This is a genomic window from Pseudarthrobacter sp. R1, assembly GCF_024494415.1.
Lineage (GTDB): Bacteria > Actinomycetota > Actinomycetes > Actinomycetales > Micrococcaceae > Arthrobacter.
This window is the reverse complement of the sequence record NZ_JAMKFI010000011.1, coordinates 117,750-119,158: the sequence shown is the minus strand read 5'-3', so window position 1 is coordinate 119,158 and position 1,409 is coordinate 117,750. Positions and strand designations below refer to the sequence as shown.

1 protein-coding gene and 2 pseudogenes are annotated in these 1,409 nt (G+C 63.4%); 2 read left to right on the top strand and 1 reads right to left on the bottom strand.

What is annotated here, in order from left to right:
* Positions 1-428, bottom strand: a 428-nt coding sequence (locus M8J71_RS23750) for a hypothetical protein (protein ID WP_374114889.1), incomplete at its 3' end; no start/stop codon positions are given.
* Between M8J71_RS23750 and M8J71_RS23745 the strand changes: the two are divergent.
* Positions 375-656, top strand: a pseudogene (locus tag M8J71_RS23745) (pyruvate dehydrogenase (acetyl-transferring), homodimeric type); the annotation flags it as partial. The gene M8J71_RS23750 and the pseudogene M8J71_RS23745 overlap by 54 nt on opposite strands.
* 52 nt (positions 657-708) lie before the next feature.
* Positions 709-1,409: pseudogene (locus tag M8J71_RS21525) on the top strand (pyruvate dehydrogenase (acetyl-transferring), homodimeric type); the annotation flags it as partial.

The following is a 1,409-nucleotide window of genomic DNA, read 5'->3' as shown; positions in this document are numbered from 1 at the left end:
CAGCCACCGAATTCAAGGGCAAACCCACCGTCATCCTCGCCAAAACCGTCAAGGGCTACGGACTCGGACCCCACTTCGAGGGCCGCAACGCGACCCACCAAATGAAGAAACTCACCCTGGACGACCTCAAGGAATTCAGGGACTACCTGCGGATTCCGATTTCCGATGCCCGGCTGGAGGAGGACCCGTACAGCCCGCCGTATTTCCATCCCGGCCATGATGCCCCGGAAATTGTCTATCTCCACGAGCGGCGGAGGGCACTTGGCGGGGCCGTCCCCGAACGCCGGCCAAACCACCAGGCCGTTGAACTGCCCGAGGCCAAGACGTTTGACGTCGCCAAGCGGGGCACGGGCAAGCAGCGGGCCGCCACCACCATGGCCTTTGTCCGGCTCCTCAAGGACCTGCTCCGTGACAAGAAGTTCGGCCACCGGATTGTGCCCATCGTGCCGGACGAATCACGGACCTTCGGTATGGACGCCTTCTTCCCGACAGCGAAGATCTACAACCCCGGCGGGCAGAACTATCTTTCTGTGGACCGGGACCTGGTCCTGGCCTACAAGGAGTCCCCCGCAGGGCAGCTGATTCACCCCGGGATCAACGAAGCCGGCGCCGTGGCAGCGTTCACCGCCGCCGGAACCGCCTACGCCACCCACGGCGTGCCCCTGGTCCCGGTCTACGTGTTCTACTCCATGTTCGGCTTCCAGCGCACCGTCGTTCTGGGAATTCCCCACGGTCTCGATGGGCATCGGGCCGATGAACGCGATCTACCAGGCCCAGTCCAACCGCTACCTGCACAACCGGGGCCTGAAAGACACCTCGGACCAGCAGGTCTGGGCGTTCCTGGGCGACGGCGAAATGGACGAGCCGGAATCCCGCGGCCTGCTCCAGCTCGCCGCGAACGAGAACCTGGACAACCTGAACTTCGTGATCAACTGCAACCTCCAGCGCCTGGACGGCCCGGTCCGCGGCAACGGCAAGATCATGCAGGAACTCGAAGCGTTCTTCCGCGGCGCGGGCTGGAACGTGATCAAGGTCGTCTGGGGCCGGGAATGGGATGACCTGCTCACCCGCGACACCGACGGGTCGCTCGTGAAGATCATGAACGAAACCCCCGACGGGGACTACCAGACCTACAAGGCAGAATCCGGCGGGTTCGTCCGCGAACACTTCTTCGGCAAAGACCCGGCCACCAAGGACCTCGTCGCGGACCTGACCGATGACCAGATCTGGAACCTCAAACGCGGCGGCCACGACTACCGCAAGGTCTACGCCGCGTACAAGGCAGCCACCGAATTCAAGGGCAAACCCACCGTCATCCTCGCCAAAACCGTCAAGGGCTACGGACTCGGACCCCACTTCGAGGGCCGCAACGCGACCCACCAAATGAAGAAACTCACCCTGGACGACCT